We start from the raw sequence: 14026 nt of genomic DNA, 5'->3' as shown, positions 1-14026 counted from the left end.
GCGGCGCGTCAGCGCCCGGCCCAGTCAATGGCGGTTTGGAGAATCTGCGTCAGCGTGGCGCGGATCGGCGCGGCGAACGCGGCATCGTAGGGCGCGGGCCAATTGTCCGGTGTGCCCTTCCCGTCCGGCTCGCGCATGTAGCCGCGGTTGGAGAGCTCCATCTGCAGCGCATGCACGCCCTGATGCGGCTGGCCGAAATGGCGCGTGATCCAGCCGCCCTTGAAGCGTCCGTTGACGACAAAGGTCTCACCGGTTTCTGCCATGATCTGGTTGACCATCGCCTGCAACGCCGGATCAGCGCTCCTGCCGTCGTTCGTGCCGAGGTTGAACACCGGCAGCGTGCCTTCGAAGAGGCGTGGCAGCACCGAGCGGATTGAATGGCAGTCGTAGAGGACAATCTTGCCATGCAAGGTCCGCAACCTGTCGATCTCGGCCTGCAAGGCGGCGTGATAGGGTGCAAAGAATTTCTCGCGGCGCTCGTCGATCTCCGACGGTCCCGGCTCTTCGCCCTCGCGATAGAGCGGATCGCCGTCGAAGGTTTCGGTTGGGCATAGGCCGGTGGTTGCCTGGCCGGGATAGAGCGAGGCGCCGGATGGATCGCGGTTGACGTCGATGACTGTGCGCGAGATCGCGGTGTGCACGATGGTAGCGCCGAGACCGCCGGCGAAATCATAGAGATTGTCGATCCACCAGTCGCAATCGCGGCGACCAAGCCATGGCGAGATAAGCCGGTTTTCGAGGCCGGCGAGGTCGACACCGGTGTGCGGGATCGACACCAGAAGCGGTGCCGTGCCTCGCTTTATTGTCAGCCAAGAAGGTGTCATAGCGCAATCCCCGGCAGCGCCACCGCGCTCGCGGCCTTCGCGACTGCACCGCTACGTACCATGGCGATCGCCTTTTCCATGTCGGGGTGGAAGTGCCGGTCATTGTCGAGATGCGGCACCTCGGCGCGAACCAGCTTGCGCACGGCTTCAAGCGCCGCACTCGAGGCGAGTGGTGCATGGAAATCGCACCCTTGCGCGGCGGCTAGCAATTCAATGCCGATAACAGCCGTCGCATTCTCGATCATGCCGATCAGCCGGCGCGCGCCATGCGCGGCCATCGAGACATGGTCTTCCTGGTTGGCCGAGGTCGGGATGGAATCGACGCTGGCCGGATAGGCTTTCTGCTTGTTTTCCGAGACAAGTGCGGCCGCCGTCACCTGTGGGATCATGAAGCCGGAGTTCAGGCCGGGCTTGGGCGTCAGGAAGGCGGGCATGCCTGACAGCGCGGGATCGACCAGCATGGCGATGCGGCGTTCCGACAGCGAGCCGATCTCACAGGCGGCAAGTGCGATCATGTCGGCGGCGAAGGCGACCGGCTCGGCGTGGAAATTGCCGCCGGAGAGCGCCGTGTCGTCCTCGGCGAAGACCAGCGGATTGTCGGTAACGCCATTGGCCTCGGTTTCGAGCGTATCGGCGGCCTTGCGCAGGACATCGAGCGCGGCGCCCATGACTTGCGGCTGGCAACGCAGGCAATAGGGATCCTGCACACGCTCGTCGCCGATCCGGTGCGACTCGCGGATGGCGCTGCCGGCCATCAGATTGCGCAACGCATCCGCGGTCTCGATCTGGCCGCGATGCTTTCTCAACATATGGATGCGCGGGTCGAAGGGGGCATCGGAACCCTTTGCCGCGTCGGTCGAGAGCGCGCCGGCGACAAGCGCCGACTGGTAGAGCACTTCGGCCTCGAACAGGGCGGCCAGCGCATAGGCCGTCGAAAACTGCGTGCCGTTGAGCAGCGCCAGACCTTCCTTGGCGCCCAATGTGACGGGCTCCAGCCCATGCGAGACGAACGCGACCTTGGCGGGAAAGCGGCCATGCGGGGTAAAGCATTCGCCGACACCGATCATCACCGCCGTCATGTGCGACAATGGGGCAAGGTCGCCGGAGGCGCCAACCGAACCCTGCGCCGGCACCACCGGGATGACGTCATTGGCCAGCATCGCTTCGAGCAACTCGATGGTTTGCGGGCGCACACCGGAGGCACCCTGCGCAAGGCTCGCAAGTTTCAGCGCCATCATCAGCCGGGCAATGGCAACAGGCATCGGCTCGCCCACGCCCGCGGCATGCGAAAGCACGATGTTGCGCTGCAGGGTCCCGAGATCCTCGGCGGGAATGCGCACGCTGGCCAGCTTGCCGAAACCGGTATTGATCCCATAGACCGGCTCACCCTTGGCGATGATGCGCGCGACAGCTTCGGCGCTTGCCTTGATTTTCGGGCGACAGGCACCGTCCAGTTTCGGCATGGCGCCACGGTAGATGGCGCGCCAGTCGGCCAGCGTCGCATCGCCGGGCTTCAGCGTCAGTTCTGTCATTGTCCTCTCCAGATGCGGGCATGCAGCGGGTTGAAGCCCATACGGTAGACGAGTTCGGCGGGGCGCTCGATGTCCCAGATCGCCAGGTCGGCGGATTTGCCCGGTTCCAGCGTGCCGGTCTCTTCGAGCAGGCCCAGCGCACGCGCGGCTTCGCGGGTGACGCCGGCAAAACATTCGTCGACCGTCATGCCGAACAGGGTCGCCGCCATGTTCATGGTCAGAAGCAGCGAGGTCAGCGGCGAAGTGCCGGGATTGTTGTCGGTGGCCACCGACATTTTGACGCCAAGCTGGCGGAACAGGGCGATCGGCGGCTTCTTGGTCTCGCGGATGAAGTAGTAGGCGCCGGGCAGGATCGTCGCCACTGTCCCCGCCTTGGCCATCGCCATGGCGCCCGCCTCGTCGGTGTATTCGAGATGATCGGCTGACAATGCACCATAGCGGGCGGCGAATTCAGCGCCATGCAGGTTGGACAGCTGGTCGGCGTGGAGTTTTACGGGCAAGCCAGCCGCCTGGGCGACATCGAAAACGCGCGCCATCTGCTCCGGCGAAAAGGCGATGCCTTCACAGAACCCGTCGACGGCATCGGCCAAGCCTTCCTCGACAACGCCGGGAAGGATCGTTTTGGCGACGAGATCAATGAAAGCATCCTTGTCGCCCTTGGCTTCGGGCGGCAGCGCGTGGGCGCCAAGGAAGGTCGTGCGGATGGTCACCGGCCGCTCATCGGCCAACCGACGGGCCGCGCGCAGCGATTTCTTCTCGTTTTCAAGATCGAGACCATAGCCCGACTTTATTTCCACGGTGGTGACGCCTTCGGCCATCAGCGCATCGAGGCGCGGCAGCGTCTGGGCAACCAGGTCGCCCTCACTGGCAGCACGCAAGGATTTGACCGACGAGACGATGCCGCCGCCGGCCCTGGCGACTTCCTCATAGGTGGCGCCGGCCAGCCGCATCTCGAACTCGTTGGCGCGGTTCCCGGCGTGGACGAGATGGGTGTGGCAGTCGATCAGGCCGGGCGTGATCCAGCGGCCATCGCAATCGATGATCTCGCCCTGGGCAAACGCCGACGGCATCTCGGATTGCGAACCCGCATAGACAATGCGGCCATCGCGCGCGGCGAGCGCGCCTTGCTCGACGATACCCAGTCCGGCAGAATTTTCAGCCATGGTTGCCAGACGCGCGTTGCGCCACAGGCGAAGCCCCCCTGCCGGGTTTTTGCTCTCTACGGCCATCATCTTTTCCGTTTCAAATCGGTGGCGATTATGTATATACATATTGAGACGCACTGCAAGTGTCATCATCGCACACGAGACCGGGAAGCGGAGAGAAAAGTGACCGATATCTTTGCGGAACAGGCGCTTCTTCCCAACGGCTGGCACGACAATGTGCGGATCACTTTCGCCAATGGGCGCATTGCGGCCGTAGAGCCTGGGAGCACCGCGTCTCCTGGTGACGAACGCCATGCCGTTCTCCTTCCCGGCATGGCCAATCTGCACAGCCACGCCTTCCAACGCGGCATGGCAGGGCTCGCCGAGTTGCGCGGCCACTCCGCCGACAGTTTCTGGAGCTGGCGCGAGGTGATGTACCGCTTCGCGCTGTGGATGACTCCCGACCAGGTCGAGGCGGTGGCGGCGCAGCTCTACGTCGAAATGCTAGAGGCCGGTTTTTCGCGCGTCGGCGAATTTCATTATCTGCACCATGACCGTGATGGACAACCCTATGCCAACCCAGCCGAGATGGCCGAGCGCATCGCTGCCGCGGCCGGCGAAACGGGTATCGGCCTGACGCTGTTGCCTGTGTTTTACGCACATTCCTCCTTCGGTGGTGCCGCGCCAAACGAGGGCCAGCGCCGATTCATCAACGATGTGAATCGGTTCGCCCGGCTTGTTGAGAAAAGCCGGGAATCTGTTCGCTCTTTGAATCAAGCGATTGTCGGCGTTGCCCCGCACAGTCTACGGGCCGCGACGCCTGAAGAACTCACGGCGATTGCGGCCATGGCGCCAAACGGACCAATCCACATCCATGTCGCCGAGCAGGTGAAAGAAGTCGAAGACTGCCTTGCCTGGTCCGGCGCGCGTCCGGTCGAATTTCTGCTTGGGGCTGCCGATGTCGACCAGCGCTGGTGCCTGATCCATGCCACCCACATGACCGATGCTGAAACCATCGGCATGGCCAGGAGCGGCGCCATTGCCGGCCTTTGCCCGATCACGGAGGCCAATCTCGGCGACGGCACCTTTGCCGCGCCTTTGTTCAGGGAGCATGGCGGCCGCTTCGGTGTCGGCTCCGATTCCAACGTGCTGATCGGCCTGCCCGACGAATTGCGCCAGCTCGAATATTCGCAGCGCCTCGCGCACCGCGCCCGCAATGTGCTGGCCGTGGCCGGCGGCTCGACCGGCCGCGCGCTGTACGACGCAGCGCTTGACGGCGGCAGCGTCGCGCTTGGCGCCGGCGCATCGCAAATCGCGCCTGGTGCATCCGCCGATCTCGTCTCGCTCGACGCCGGCAACCCCTCGCTGGCCGGCAAAACCGGCGATGCAATCCTCGACGCCTGGATTTTCGCCAATGGCAGCAAGGTCGATTGTGTCTGGGTGCATGGCAAGAAACAGGTCAGTGATGGCAGACATGCCAAGCGCGAGGCCATCGCCGAACGGTTTCGCGGCGTGATGACAGCGCTTTCCGAGGGTTCACCCAGATGAGCATGGCTGAACCGACGGAGATAGACGACAGCGAGACCGTCTCGCTGCATCAGCGCATCCTTTCCGATATCCGGGAAAGAATTCTTTCCGGCACCTGGGTGCCCGGCCACCGTATCCCGTTCGAACATGAGCTGACCGCCGAATACCAATGCTCACGCATGACGGTGAACAAGGCTCTGTCCCAGTTGGCCAAGGCAGGTTTGATCGAACGCCGCCGCCGGTCGGGCAGCTTTGTCCGCCAGCCGCAATCGCAGGCAGCCGTGCTGGAACTTCACGACATCAGGATCGAAGTCGAGGCGCTCGGCCTGCCCTATCGCTACAAGCGGCTGGAACGCCTGAAGCGGCGCAGCAATGGGGAGGACAGGACGTTGCTCGAACTGTCCGCCGCAGGTCCAGTGCTATGGCTCGAAGGTCTTCATTTTGCCGGCGAACGGCCATTCGCGCTCGAGCAACGTCTGATCAATCTTTCGGCGGTTTCGGAAGCCGGGGACGAAGAGTTTCTGGAAATCGCTGCCGGGCCTTGGTTGATCGACCGCGTGCCGTGGAGCGAGGCCGAGCATCGGATACGCGCCATGAGCGCTGACGACGCCATCGCCGATGCGCTCGACATCGATCCCGGGGCACCTTGCCTAGTGGTCGAACGCCGCACCTGGAGTGCCGAGCACCCGGTCACCCACGTGCGCTTCATCTATCCGGCGGAAAGCCATACGCTGGTAGCAAGGTTCACGCCGTCGCAGGGGTGAGTGATCTCCCCCTCGTCGTGGGGGAGATCGGCAGTTCTGACGTCGCGCCTTTACAGCGCCGCGGTGATAATAATCTCGACCAGATATTCCGGGCCGGCGAGCTTTGCTTCGCCGGTGGCGCGGGCGGGCGTGTGGCCCTGCGGCACCCACTTGTCCCATTCGGTATTCATCTCGGCGAAGGTGCCCATGTCGGCCAGCCAGATGATCGCCTGGACGATCTTGGTCTTGTCGGTGCCGGCCTTGGCCAGCAATTCATCGATGGTCGCCAGAATATCGCGGGTCTGCGCGGCGACGTTGCCGCCGGGTTCGCCGACCTGGCCGGCCAGGTAGACGGTGTTGCCGTGGATGACGATCTGGCTCATGCGCGGGCCAACATCGATGCGACGAATGCTCATTGCGAGTTCCTTCCGTTGTGGTCGCGCCTCTTTAGAGTCGCCGTCCGCTTCGGGCAAGGCCGGCTGAACCGAAACCGCTTGAGCCAATCGCTCCATCCAGGGCCAGGCGCCTACACGGCGAGTTGACCACCGCGACGCAATTCCGCCGGATTGGCTTGTTGACTAATGTAATAACATCACATATCCAAACGGCCGCACCTTAGCCGGATTTGGTTTCCCACGGAACGATATGACCCAGACCTGCCTGACATTCCGTGACCTGACGTTGGGCTACAACAGCCATCCCGCGATCCATCACCTCGATGGCGCGATCCGCAAGGGCTCGCTGACGGCCGTGGTTGGTGCCAACGGCTCTGGCAAGTCGACGCTGATGAAGGGTATTGTCGGGGTGCTGAAGCCGATGGCAGGCGAGGTCATTCGCGCGCCGGGCGTGCGGGCGGCCTACCTGCCGCAGCAATCGGAACTCGATCGCTCCTTTCCCGCCCGCGTTGTCGATCTGGTCTCGCTCGGCCTGTGGCCGAAGCGCGGCATGCTTGGCCGCTATACCGGGGAAGATCGTGAGGCCGTCAGCCAGGCTTTGATGGCCGTCGGCCTCGGCGGCTTCGAGAAGCGGCCGATCGACACGCTGTCGGGTGGCCAGTTGCAGCGCACGCTGTTTGCCCGCGTGCTGTTGCAGGATGCCGACCTGATCCTGCTCGACGAACCGTTCAACGCCGTCGACGCCAAGACGGTCGGTGACCTCATTGCCTTGATCAAGCGTTGGCACGGCGAAGAGCGCACCATCATGGTGGTGGTCCATGATCTCGATCTGGTGCGCCAGAATTTTCCCGAAACACTGCTGCTTGCCCGTCAGCCGGTTGCCTGGGGCGAGACCCGGGAGACGCTGAAACCGGAGAACCTGCTGCGCGCGCGCCGCTTCCACGAAGCCTGGGAAGAGAACGCGCCCTGGTGCGAGCCTGACGAGCACGCTCATGACCATGGTCATCATGGCCACGACCACGATCGTCACCACGGCGCCGGACCGAGGGCTGCCTGATGGACGCGCTCTACAGTCTTTTCATCGCCCCTTTCGCCGATTTCGGCTTCATGCAGCGGGCGCTGTTCGGCTCGCTGATGCTGTCGCTCGGCGCCTGCCCGATCGGCGTCTTCCTGATGCTGCGGCGCATGAGCCTGTCGGGTGACGCCATGGCGCATGCCATCCTGCCGGGCGCGGCCGCGGGTTTCCTGTTCTACGGGCTGGAAATCCTGCCGATGACCATTGGCGGCCTGATCGCCGGCATCATCGTGGCGCTCGGCGCCGGTGCCGTGTCGCGCTTCACCATCCAGCGCGAGGACGCCTCGATGGCGGCCTTCTACCTGATTTCGCTCGCCATCGGCGTGCTGATGGTGTCGATCCGCGGCTCCAGCGTGGACCTCATGCATGTGCTGTTCGGCACGGTGCTGGCGCTCAACAACGAGGCTTTGACGCTGATTGGCGGCATCGTCGCGGTGACGCTGGTCAGCCTTGCCATCTTCTGGCGGGCGCTGGTGGCCGAATGCCTCGACCCGCTGTTCCTGCGTTCGGTCAGCCGCATGGGCAGCCCGGTGCATTTCATCTTCCTCGGTCTCGTCGTGCTCAACCTCGTCGGCGGCTTCCAGGCGCTCGGAACTTTGCTTTCCGTCGGATTGATGATGCTGCCGGCGGCAGCCGCGCGCTTCTGGACGACGCGCGTCGAACCGATGTGCGTGCTGGCCGTACTGATCGGCTTTGCCTCCTGCATCGCCGGACTGCTCCTGTCCTATCATGCGTCGCTGCCATCCGGCCCTGCCATCATCCTGTCGGCCGGCGTCGTCTATTTCGCCTCGATCCTGTTTGGCACGCGCGGCATCCTGCGCGCCCGCATCATCCATCACCGTCACAGAACGGCCTGATCCCCCGCCCTAAAAGGAGACCCGCTTATGCTCAAATCGATCCGTGCCGCCCTGACGATGAGCGTTATAACATTTGCCGCCTTCAGCGCGTCATCGGCTTTCGCCGCACCGCTGAAAGTGGTCGCCAGCTTCACAGTCATTGCGGATTTCGCCAAGAATGTCGGCGGCGACCGCATCGCGATCACCACGATCGTCGGCCCAGACGGCGACGCCCATGTCTACGAGCCGAGCCCTGCCGACGCGGTGGCCATGGCCAAGGCCGATATCGTGCTGGTCAACGGCCTGCACTTCGAAGGTTTCCTGCAGCGCCTGGTCGATGCCAGCGCCACCAAGGCCTCCATTGTCACCTTGACCAAGGGCGTGACGCCGATCGACTTCAAACCTGAATTCGCCGACGCCGATGCGGCCGAGGGTGCCGGCACCGGCGGCGGCAAGACCGTCGCCGATCCGCACGCCTTCCAGTCGATCGCCAATGCCAAGATTTATGTGAAGAACATCGCCGAGGCCTTCTGCGCGGCCGACAGCGACGGCTGTGTCAGCTACCAGACCAATGCCGCCGCCTACACCAGGAAGCTCGATGCTCTGGAAGGCGAAGTGAAGGCGGCGATCCAGTCGATCCCCGAGGCAAAGCGCGTCGTCATCACCTCGCATGACGCCTTCGGCTATTTCGAACACGAATACGGCCTGACCTTCCTCGCTCCGCAAGGCATCTCGACCGATTCCGAACCGTCGGCCGCCGATGTCGCCAAGCTGGTCGAGCAGGTGAAGCAGGACAAGGCCGCGGCCATCTTCGTCGAGAACATCACCAACCCGCGCCTGATCGAGCAGATCGCCAGCGAGACCGGTATCAAGGTCGGCGGCACGCTCTACTCGGACGCGCTGTCGCAGCCCGACGGCCCGGGCTCGACCTATATCGACATGATGCGCAACAACATCCGTCAGATTAAAGGCGCCATTCTAGGCAGCTGAATTTGATCCGCACCCAACCGGGCCGTATCGGCTTGGTTGGATTTTCTGGCGCGCCATGTCTATTTGGCAGAGAATTCCGTCGATGCGGATTGCCGTGCCCACCGGGCAATGGCAAGACTGCCGCCAAACCAGATTGCGAGGATATGAGCCATGGAATATCGCCAGATCAGCGAGGACTATTCGGTCTCGGGTCAGATCCAGCCCGAAGATGTCGCCACCATCAAGGAAGCCGGCTTCAAGAGCGTGATCTGCAACCGGCCGGACGATGAGCAGCCCGGCCAACCTTCGGCGGACACGCTCAAGGCAACGGTCGAAGCCGCTGGCCTCGCCTTCCGCTACATCCCGGTGATCAGCGGCCAGATGACCGCCGAGAATGTCGAGGACCAGGCAGAGGCGCTCGACGAGCTCCAAGGCCCGGTGTTTGCTTATTGCCGGTCCGGCGCGCGCTGCACCAATCTGTTCCTGGCGATACAGCAGTCGAAGGGTTAAATCGGCAGCGCCCCGGTTTCCTTCAGCGTCTCCAGCACGATCGCCGTCTTCACATGCTGCACGGATTCATGCGGCAGGAGTACGCCGTTGACGAACTCCGACAACGATTTGAGGTCTGGCGTCACGACCTTCAGGATGTAATCCATCTCGCCGGTCAGCGCGTGCGCCTCCTGCACTTCCGGCAGGCGCGCCACCAATTCGCCGAAGCGCCGCGCATTGTCGCGGTTGTGGGTGGCCAGCGTCACTGAAATGACATTGACCAGCGAGAAGCCGAGCCTGTCGCGGTCGAGCACGGCGCGATAGCCCTTGATATAGCCATCCTCCTCCAGCCGCTGCCGGCGGCGCGAGCATTGCGATGCCGACAGGTTCACCCTTTCGGAAAGGTCGTTGTTGGTGAGCCGCGCGTCGCCCTGCAAGAGCGCCATTATCTTGCAGTCAAACTGATCAATACGCCCATTGTCCATGGTTTTCTCCCATATTATGCATGCTTCACGCATGACATCACCATTTCAAGCGTTTGAATGCAAGCACCATGCACAAGCCTCGCGCTATGATGGCGTTGGATGGCCTTTTAGGCCAAGCAGCTTCCGGAGGAATTATCATGGGTCCCTTCCCACACGACGCCCCGCCCGCCACGATCAGCAAGGACAACCCTGCCGGCACCGATGGCTTCGAGTTCGTCGAATTCGCGCATCCGGAGCCCAAGAAGCTAGCCGAACTGTTCACCCGCATGGGTTATATGGCGGTAGCCAGGCATCGCACGAAGGACATCACCGTCTGGCGCCAGGGCGACATCAACTATGTCGTCAATGCCGAGCCCGGCTCGCACGCGATGAAGTTCGCCGACAAGCACGGCCCTTGCGCGGCCTCGATGGCCTGGCGGGTGGTTGATGCCAAACATGCTTTCGAGCATGCGGTGTCGAAGGGCGCCACGCCTTATGAAGGCGACGACAAGGCACTCGACGTGCCGGCCATATCAGGCATCGGCGGTTCGCTGCTCTATTTCATCGAGGCCTATGGCAAAAAGGGCTCGGCCTATGACGCCGAGTTCCAATGGCTGGGCGAACGCGACCCGCGACCGCAGGGCGTCGGCTTCTATTACCTCGACCACCTGACCCACAACGTCTATCGCGGCCAGATGGACAAATGGTGGGACTTCTATCGCAATCTGTTCGGTTTCAAGCAGATCCATTTCTTCGACATCGACGGCAGGATTACCGGCCTGGTCAGCCGCGCCATCACCTCGCCCTGCGGCAAGATCCGCATTCCATTGAATGAGTCCAAGGACGAGACCAGCCAGATCGCCGAATACCTGAAGAAGTACAATGGCGAAGGCATCCAGCACGTCGCTGTCGGCACGGACGACATCTACGCCGCCACCGACAAGCTCGCCGAGAACGGGCTGAAATTCATGCCCGGCCCGCCTGAGACCTATTACGACATGTCTTATGACCGCGTGAACGGCCATGACGAGCCGATCGAGCGGATGAAGAAACACGGCATCCTGATCGACGGCGAAGGCGTGGTCGATGGCGGCACGACCAAGATCCTTCTGCAAATCTTCTCGAAGACCGTTATCGGGCCGATCTTTTTCGAGTTCATCCAGCGCAAGGGCGACGAAGGCTTTGGCGAAGGCAATTTCCGAGCGCTGTTCGAATCGATCGAGCAGGACCAGATCAAGCGCGGCGTCATCAAGGTTGACGGCAAGGCGGCGTAAAAGTGAAAGCTCGTTAGCAGTTCGATCAGCGTTGACCTAAGTTCCGGCCATAAGAGGTCGATCTGTGAACGTCTCCACAACTGCAGCCAGAGCCAAACTGTCGGAACTAGTGAGACGCGCGAAAGCTGGCGAGGAGATCGTGCTCACGCGGCGCGGGAAGGCCGTGACGCGTCTCTTGCCACCGCCGGTGAAGGAAGACCTTTTGCCACGCATCGGCGCTTTGAAGGGCAAATTCGTATCGCCGATGATTTTGACGCCCTCGGCCCTGAATGGGCCGAGTATTCGAGATGACGGCTAGAGCCCCAGCCGCCCGACCTCTTTCTCCCTCAGCTTCATATCATAATCGAGCAGAAACTCGTCCAACTGGGGCGGCGCGACCGAGCTACCCGAGAGCATGGCGTGGACCTGGCCGCGATGATGGATGTCGTGCAGGAAGACGTGCGCCAGGATATCGCCAATGCGTTCTGGGATCATGCCGTCCTCGCGCCGGTCGGTGATGACGCGGCGATCGAGATCGGTCTCCGACAGGCCATCGCAGAAGGCGATCAGCCGCCGGTCGGCCGCCAGCTGAGCCACGCAAAGCTCCGGCGCAGCAGCGAAAGGCGCGAAGTCATCATAGGCAGCGGCACCGACGCCGCCTTCTTCGAGAAAATCGAGATAGAGCTGATCGACCGCGAGGACATGGTTGAGCGTCGCCTTGATCGACGGGAAAAAGCTGGTGCGCTCGGCCTCGAACTCACCGGGCTTCAGCGCAAGCACGGCGCGATAGAGCCGGTCGTTCGACCACAAATTGTTGCGCGCCATGCGGCGAAGATGCTCGAGCAGGGTCATTCTTCCTCCTTGCGCTCACCGCTCGTATTTCTCCACCGTCTGCTCGATGGCGCCGAAAATCGAGGCTCCAGTCTTTGACTTCATCTCGATGCGCACCGTGTCGCCGAAGCGCAGGAACGGCGTCTTTGGTTCGCCTGACGCAATCGTCTCGATCATGCGCAGTTCGGCGATGCAGGAATAGCCGGCGCCGCCCGCCGAGACTGGCTTGCCCGGGCCGCCGTCGAGTTTGTTGGATACCGTACCCGAACCAATGATGGTGCCTGATACCAGTGGCCTTGTGCGGGCGGCATGAGCGATCAGGGCCGGGAAATCGAAGGTCATGTCGGTACCGGCATTGGCGCGGCCGAACGGCTTGCCGTTGATGTCGGCGAGCAGCGGCAGGCTGACCTTGCCGCCATCCCAGGCGTCGCCCAGCTCATCCGGCGTCACCGCGACCGGAGAGAAGGCGGAGGACGGTTTCGATTGGAAGAAGCCGAACCCCTTGGCGAGTTCCGACCCGGTGAGCGCGCGTAGCGTGACATCGTTGACCAGCATGACTAGCCGGATCGCGGCGCGTGCCTGATCGAGGCTGGCGCCCATCGGCACGTCGTCGATGATGACGGCAATTTCGGCCTCCATGTCGATGCCGAAGGCTTCATCCGCCATGCGGATCGGATCACGTGGCGCAACAAAGGAGTCCGAGCCGCCCTGGTAGATCAGCGGGTCGGTCCAGAAACTCGCCGGCATTTCGACGCCACGCGCTTTCCGCACCAGTTCGACATGGTTCACATAGGCGGAGCCGTCGGCCCATTGATAGGCGCGCGGCAGCGGCGAATGCGCATCGTGTTCGTGGAAGCGAGCTGCCGGCATCGCATTGTTCTCCAGCGATTCCGCGATTGTCGCGAGATGCGGCGAGATCCTGCGCCAGTCGTCGAGTGCCGCCTGCAGCGTGCGTGCCAGGAACGAGGCGTCGGTGTATTGCGTCAGGTCGCGCGAAACGACGACGAGTTTCCCGTCGCGCGTTCCGTCCTTCAGCGTGGCAAGCTTCATGTGGTTCCCTCTCCTTGCGCAGCTTTCTCGCTGCTTAGCTCCACAACAAGGCCGTCACGGGCAATCGTCAAGTCGCCGGCCCATGTTTTCCTGACGGCGGCAACCCAGTCCTCCTCGCCGATCCCGACATCATCGGCCGGAATGAGGTGGTTGAGCACCAGCCTTTTGACGCCGGCATCGCTGGCGATACGGCCTGCCTCCTCGGCAAAGCTGTGGCTGGCGAGCAGATGTTCCCTGAGCCGAGCGCCATTGCCGGTCCTGGCAACCAGCCGCTCGATGCCCTCCTCCAGCATGGCTTCATGGACGAGGATATCGGCACTTTCGGCGAAATCGGCGAGCGGTGGGAAGAGGGCCGTGTCGGCCGAGAACACCACGCTTTTTGCGCCATGCTCGAAGCGGAGGGCAAAGCAGTCGGTCACTGGTGGGTGGTCGACGCGCAGCGCCGTCACCTTCAGGCCGCGTTGCTCGACCACAGGGCCCTCGCCGAATTCGTCGATCGAAACCAACTCGCGAATATCGGGCCGGCCCTCATCTACGACGCGGATCTCGATGTCGAATTCCATCGCCTGACAAAAGCGCCGCCAATAGTGCCCGACCCCAGGCGGGCCGAACACGGTGACCGGCGTCGCCAAGCCAGCCATCCAGGCGGTGTGGATCAGCGGCCCCAGCTCCAACACATGGTCGGAATGCAGGTGCGTGATGAAGATCAGGTCGAGCGCCTTCAGGCTGATGCCGGCATCGACCAGGCCGCGCGTCACGCCAAGCCCGCAGTCGACGACGATCGCTCGCCCGCCGATCTCGAGCAGCGACGAACTCGGCCACGGTCCGCCCGGCCGCAGCGCCGGACCGCCTTTCGAGCCCAACAACACCAACCGATCCGGCATTGACTTGCC

Annotated in this window: 16 protein-coding genes; 8 read left to right on the top strand and 8 right to left on the bottom strand. The window is 63.0% G+C overall.

What is annotated here, in order from left to right; all coding sequences use genetic code 11:
- Positions 1-8: 8 nt before the first annotated feature.
- The 3 genes from hutG to hutI are packed head-to-tail and all read right to left on the bottom strand — an operon-like array spanning position 9 to position 3585.
- On the bottom strand, positions 9-824 hold the full coding sequence (gene hutG / locus FJ960_RS12710; RefSeq protein WP_140714273.1) for an N-formylglutamate deformylase: 816 nt from the start codon (positions 822-824) through the stop codon (positions 9-11).
- Complete coding sequence (gene hutH, locus FJ960_RS12705; RefSeq protein WP_140714271.1) at positions 821-2356, bottom strand: histidine ammonia-lyase; 1536 nt, start codon at positions 2354-2356, stop codon at positions 821-823. The genes hutG and hutH overlap by 4 nt, the downstream gene beginning before the upstream one ends.
- Positions 2353-3585 (bottom strand): imidazolonepropionase, encoded by a 1233-nt coding sequence (gene hutI / locus FJ960_RS12700; protein ID WP_140714269.1) that lies wholly within the window; start codon positions 3583-3585, stop codon positions 2353-2355. The genes hutH and hutI overlap by 4 nt, the downstream gene beginning before the upstream one ends.
- A 99-nt stretch (positions 3586-3684) precedes the next feature.
- On the opposite strand from hutI, the gene FJ960_RS12695 reads away from it, so the two are divergent.
- Positions 3685-5049 carry a formimidoylglutamate deiminase gene (locus FJ960_RS12695; RefSeq protein ID WP_140714267.1) on the top strand — a complete coding sequence of 455 codons (1365 nt, stop codon included), beginning with the start codon at positions 3685-3687 and terminating at the stop codon, positions 5047-5049.
- A 2-nt stretch (positions 5050-5051) separates the two neighbouring features.
- Positions 5052-5792 (top strand): histidine utilization repressor, encoded by a 741-nt coding sequence (hutC, locus tag FJ960_RS12690; protein ID WP_140714333.1) that lies wholly within the window; start codon positions 5052-5054, stop codon positions 5790-5792.
- 50 nt (positions 5793-5842) lie between these two features.
- Here the strand turns inward: hutC and FJ960_RS12685 are convergent, their stop codons facing one another.
- Complete coding sequence (locus tag FJ960_RS12685) at positions 5843-6187, bottom strand: RidA family protein (protein ID WP_027143113.1); 345 nt, start codon at positions 6185-6187, stop codon at positions 5843-5845.
- Between the two features lie 229 nt (positions 6188-6416).
- On the opposite strand from FJ960_RS12685, the gene aztA reads away from it, so the two are divergent.
- From aztA to FJ960_RS12665, 4 genes are all read left to right on the top strand, one after another.
- Positions 6417-7223 carry a zinc ABC transporter ATP-binding protein AztA gene (gene aztA / locus FJ960_RS12680; protein ID WP_140714265.1) on the top strand — a complete coding sequence of 269 codons (807 nt, stop codon included), beginning with the start codon at positions 6417-6419 and terminating at the stop codon, positions 7221-7223.
- Positions 7223-8098 (top strand): zinc ABC transporter permease AztB, encoded by an 876-nt coding sequence (gene aztB / locus FJ960_RS12675; RefSeq protein ID WP_140714263.1) that lies wholly within the window; start codon positions 7223-7225, stop codon positions 8096-8098. The genes aztA and aztB overlap by 1 nt, the downstream gene beginning before the upstream one ends.
- Positions 8099-8125: 27 nt before the next feature.
- Entirely contained in the window at positions 8126-9067 is a 942-nt protein-coding gene (aztC, locus tag FJ960_RS12670; protein WP_140714261.1) for a zinc ABC transporter substrate-binding protein AztC, read from the top strand.
- A gap of 150 nt (positions 9068-9217) precedes the next feature.
- Complete coding sequence (locus FJ960_RS12665; protein ID WP_027143117.1) at positions 9218-9556, top strand: TIGR01244 family sulfur transferase; 339 nt, start codon at positions 9218-9220, stop codon at positions 9554-9556.
- On the opposite strand, the gene FJ960_RS12660 is transcribed toward FJ960_RS12665, so the two are convergent.
- Positions 9553-10020, bottom strand: coding sequence for an Lrp/AsnC family transcriptional regulator (locus tag FJ960_RS12660; protein ID WP_140714260.1), 468 nt, complete (start codon positions 10018-10020; stop codon positions 9553-9555). The two genes, FJ960_RS12665 and FJ960_RS12660, sit on opposite strands and share 4 nt — an antisense overlap.
- A gap of 137 nt (positions 10021-10157) precedes the next feature.
- Here FJ960_RS12660 and hppD point away from each other — a divergent pair, with 137 nt between their 5' ends.
- Together hppD and FJ960_RS12650 are read left to right on the top strand one after the other, a co-directional pair.
- A complete protein-coding gene (hppD, locus tag FJ960_RS12655; RefSeq protein WP_140714258.1) occupies positions 10158-11273 on the top strand; it encodes a 4-hydroxyphenylpyruvate dioxygenase in 1116 nt (371 codons plus the stop codon).
- Between the two features lie 64 nt (positions 11274-11337).
- Positions 11338-11571: a type II toxin-antitoxin system prevent-host-death family antitoxin gene (locus FJ960_RS12650; RefSeq protein WP_348642356.1), complete on the top strand. Its 234-nt coding sequence runs from the start codon at positions 11338-11340 to the stop codon at positions 11569-11571.
- Here FJ960_RS12650 and FJ960_RS12645 read toward each other — a convergent pair.
- From FJ960_RS12645 to FJ960_RS12635, 3 genes are read right to left on the bottom strand one after another with little or no spacing between them, the layout of a single operon-like run.
- Positions 11568-12104, bottom strand: a complete 537-nt coding sequence (locus tag FJ960_RS12645) for a DinB family protein (RefSeq protein WP_140714256.1) — start codon at positions 12102-12104, stop codon at positions 11568-11570. The two genes, FJ960_RS12650 and FJ960_RS12645, sit on opposite strands and share 4 nt — an antisense overlap.
- 15 nt (positions 12105-12119) lie before the next feature.
- Positions 12120-13133, bottom strand: a complete 1014-nt coding sequence (locus FJ960_RS12640; protein WP_140714254.1) for a fumarylacetoacetate hydrolase family protein — start codon at positions 13131-13133, stop codon at positions 12120-12122.
- Positions 13130-14017: an MBL fold metallo-hydrolase gene (locus FJ960_RS12635; RefSeq protein ID WP_181174221.1), complete on the bottom strand. Its 888-nt coding sequence runs from the start codon at positions 14015-14017 to the stop codon at positions 13130-13132. The genes FJ960_RS12640 and FJ960_RS12635 overlap by 4 nt, the downstream gene beginning before the upstream one ends.
- Positions 14018-14026 lie beyond the last annotated feature (9 nt).

Origin of the sequence: Mesorhizobium sp. B2-3-11 (assembly GCF_006442215.1) — a bacterium.
Lineage (GTDB): Bacteria > Pseudomonadota > Alphaproteobacteria > Rhizobiales > Rhizobiaceae > Mesorhizobium > Mesorhizobium salmacidum.
This window is presented reverse-complemented; position numbering and strand designations above follow the sequence as displayed.

Bases quoted from the DNA above. Each gene is read 5' to 3' on its own strand.
- hutG (WP_140714273.1), bottom strand. From the start codon at position 824: ATGACACCTTCTTGGCTGACAATAAAGCGAGGCACGGCACCGCTTCTG.
- hutH (WP_140714271.1), bottom strand. From the start codon at position 2,356: ATGACAGAACTGACGCTGAAGCCCGGCGATGCGACGCTGGCCGACTGG.
- hutI (WP_140714269.1), bottom strand. From the start codon at position 3,585: ATGGCCGTAGAGAGCAAAAACCCGGCAGGGGGGCTTCGCCTGTGGCGC.
- hutC (WP_140714333.1), top strand. From the start codon at position 5,052: ATGGCTGAACCGACGGAGATAGACGACAGCGAGACCGTCTCGCTGCAT.
- FJ960_RS12685 (WP_027143113.1), bottom strand. From the start codon at position 6,187: ATGAGCATTCGTCGCATCGATGTTGGCCCGCGCATGAGCCAGATCGTC.
- aztA (WP_140714265.1), top strand. From the start codon at position 6,417: ATGACCCAGACCTGCCTGACATTCCGTGACCTGACGTTGGGCTACAAC.
- aztB (WP_140714263.1), top strand. From the start codon at position 7,223: ATGGACGCGCTCTACAGTCTTTTCATCGCCCCTTTCGCCGATTTCGGC.
- aztC (WP_140714261.1), top strand. From the start codon at position 8,126: ATGCTCAAATCGATCCGTGCCGCCCTGACGATGAGCGTTATAACATTT.
- FJ960_RS12665 (WP_027143117.1), top strand. From the start codon at position 9,218: ATGGAATATCGCCAGATCAGCGAGGACTATTCGGTCTCGGGTCAGATC.
- FJ960_RS12660 (WP_140714260.1), bottom strand. From the start codon at position 10,020: ATGGACAATGGGCGTATTGATCAGTTTGACTGCAAGATAATGGCGCTC.
- hppD (WP_140714258.1), top strand. From the start codon at position 10,158: ATGGGTCCCTTCCCACACGACGCCCCGCCCGCCACGATCAGCAAGGAC.
- FJ960_RS12645 (WP_140714256.1), bottom strand. From the start codon at position 12,104: ATGACCCTGCTCGAGCATCTTCGCCGCATGGCGCGCAACAATTTGTGG.
- FJ960_RS12640 (WP_140714254.1), bottom strand. From the start codon at position 13,133: ATGAAGCTTGCCACGCTGAAGGACGGAACGCGCGACGGGAAACTCGTC.
- FJ960_RS12635 (WP_181174221.1), bottom strand. From the start codon at position 14,017: ATGCCGGATCGGTTGGTGTTGTTGGGCTCGAAAGGCGGTCCGGCGCTG.